Origin of the sequence: Chlorogloea sp. CCALA 695 (genome assembly GCF_003003885.1) — a bacterium.
Lineage (GTDB): Bacteria > Cyanobacteriota > Cyanobacteriia > Cyanobacteriales > Chroococcidiopsidaceae > Aliterella.
The window spans coordinates 1-2,517 of the sequence record NZ_PVWN01000147.1; the positions used below are offsets into that span (position 1 = coordinate 1).

The window sequence follows — 2,517 nt, forward strand, 5'->3', positions numbered from 1 at the left end:
TATTACTGATGAAAATGCTCTCAATTGGTTTCATCATTGTGGTCTGTTTTTCAGCCCTATTAAATAGCTCTTTTTGTAGCTGGTTTGATCGCAAATTGCTGTAAGTTATCGGTTTTTGAGGGTAGCTACTGGCGAGAAGATATGGCAGAAATATCTACCAAGCAAAAATTCGCAAGATTATTGGTCAGCAAGGCGATATTTAGAGGAATTTCTTACTCCCAGAGTAGACTTAGCTTTACAGATGAGAGAACAACACGAGACCGATCTAACACAGGTAAGTCCTTTGTTCCAAGAATCAATGTTAGTGAAAATAGCTGCTAAAGAGCCGAAATACAATCAACAAACGCTGATAGCAGAAGTTGTTGCCCTATTGCTAGCTGGCACCGATACTACGGCCCATACTTTATCTTTTGCAGTGGCAGAATTGTCCTTAAACCAAAGGGTTTTTCAGCAGGCGCAAGTTGTAGTCGACTCAGCTTGGAATCAAGGGGGCATTAATTTAGAAACCCTTAAAGAACTAACTTACATTCGCGCCATCATTAAAGAGACTTTGCGCCTTTATTCAGTCGCTTCTGGTTCGACTCCACTAGAAGCTACTCGTGACCTAATGATCGCAGATAAGCTTATTCCTCGCGGGACAAAAGTAAGCTGGTCAATGCTTGCTGCTGGCAGAGATCAAATAGTCTATCCTCAAAGCGAGGAATTTTTGCCGGAGCGTTGGTTAGACAAAAGCACCCAAAGTCCACTGCCAATGATAGATTTTGGCTCAGGTTCTCATCGTTGTTTAGGAGAGCATCTATCCATGATGGAATCAACAGTAATGTTGGCACTACTGTTGCGCCACTTTGACTGGGAGTTAGTCAACGCTCGTTCATCGGTCGAAAAGTTACAGCAGAACCTTTTAATTTATCCATCAGACAAAATGCCAGTGCGCTTTCAGCACAGAAAGTAAGAAAAGGGTCATTTGAAGGAGATGCAAGTCAACCGCATTGTCAAAGCTGCGGCGAAAAGAGTGCCAGGATTAGAGGAGACTGTAGCTGAAAATGTATCGCCGCACTGGCTGCGTCATGCTCATGCGAGTCATGCAATGGATCGCGGCGCTCCGGTTCACTTGGTCAAAGAAACTTTAGGTCATGCAAAGATTGCCACAACTGAGCGCTATCTTCATGCGCGACCAACCGACAGTTCTAGTCTGTATTTGGATTCATAAGAGCATCCAATCGACGAAATTAAAAAAGTATGGGATCATGTAAGTCCCGTGACTACTGCAAGGTATGACAGGCGGGGATGCAGCACTGGAGTAAAATGGCGCAAGTACTTTGCCTACACTTATATGCGGTTGTAATTCTAGATCGGTTAATGATCCAAGTCACTGCTATTCTAGAACAGGTAATATCTACGGGTCAGCCAGTCTTGGCTCAAATATAGTAACCAGATTATCAAGCCAAATATTTAGCAAGAGCGCTACTGAAGTCTTCATAAGGCTTAGCACCGACTATCGTTTCTGCCAACTCGCCTTGCTTGAAGATCATGACAGCAGGAATACTGCGGATACCAAATCGCTTGGCAACAGGCTTGTTAGCATCAAGGTCTAGCTTAAAAACCTTAGCGCGAGCGCTATACTCCTTTGCCAGTTGATCTATCAAGGGGGCAACGAGTTTGCAAGGTCCGCACCAAGAAGCTGTGCAGTCGACTACAAACAGTGGCTCGGTTTCTAGCAGTGTATCGAACTCGGTTTCGTTTTGAATATAAGCGGCAGTCATAGAGCTTCCTCTAAAAGTAGTATTATCCCACAACCACGCTACGGAAAAGGAACAATTATATTGCAGATTGTTCTGATTGAACTAATCACTGTATAACTCAAGAGTTATGCTAACCAAATATAAGTAGCGTTGCATCGGATTGAGGGAACACTTCTAAGCTTTTGATTGGCTGCTCCTTGGGAGTAAGTAGTCGCTTTTGTTGCCTTAGCAAATAAAATCAATGACCGAGAAGGGCGCTTCTAATTGGGGCAAATGCTCGTTCCAAGTGAGGGTAACTGGGTGGGTCACAAACTCTTTCACAGTCAGCAGTGCGAGGTGTTTAGCCACCGATCTTGATGAACTAATTGGGGCTGTGGCAAAAGCGGCAGGAAGGAGCAGCCCATGACTGGAGAAGTCCAGTGGTCAGCAGTTGAGATTCACTGTCCAAGTGAAGGTTTGTTTTCATAATACTTTCCAATTGAACTGCTGCCTATCTGTAGGCATATTTTTGCCATGCAAAACGACTCCTCGAAGCGACAAGCGGTTGAATGTGGCATAATCAAGCTATGAAGACACAGCAAAGTGAGATGTATTATGCCTCCAATCATTCGTAATACGCTGATTCGCCTGAGTGCCTTGATCGAACAGATTTGGCGCGGATTGGTGCGGACGTTGAGCAGGCTGGGGAATGTGTTTGCCAAGCTGGCGGGGTTGAGCGAATTAGGCTACTACCTGGAGGAGAACGGACAGTCTGAGCAGGCGGCTCAATCTGTGA

The 2,517-nt window shown here is 44.9% G+C and carries 4 protein-coding genes; 3 read left to right on the top strand and 1 reads right to left on the bottom strand.

Annotation, left to right across the window (positions count from 1 at the left end):
* The first annotated feature begins 115 nt into the window (after positions 1-115).
* Positions 116-952, top strand: coding sequence for a cytochrome P450 (locus tag C7B70_RS25545; protein ID WP_233221165.1), 837 nt, complete (start codon positions 116-118; stop codon positions 950-952).
* A gap of 21 nt (positions 953-973) precedes the next feature.
* On the top strand, positions 974-1,210 hold the full coding sequence (locus C7B70_RS25550) for a tyrosine-type recombinase/integrase (RefSeq protein WP_106371660.1): 237 nt from the start codon (positions 974-976) through the stop codon (positions 1,208-1,210).
* A gap of 229 nt (positions 1,211-1,439) precedes the next feature.
* On the opposite strand, the gene C7B70_RS25555 is transcribed toward C7B70_RS25550, so the two are convergent.
* On the bottom strand, positions 1,440-1,763 hold the full coding sequence (locus C7B70_RS25555; RefSeq protein ID WP_106371661.1) for a co-chaperone YbbN: 324 nt from the start codon (positions 1,761-1,763) through the stop codon (positions 1,440-1,442).
* Positions 1,764-2,324: 561 nt separating this feature from the next.
* Between C7B70_RS25555 and C7B70_RS26220 the strand changes: the two genes are divergently transcribed.
* The coding region (locus tag C7B70_RS26220; protein ID WP_199192581.1) for a hypothetical protein at positions 2,325-2,517 on the top strand (193 nt) is incomplete at its 3' end.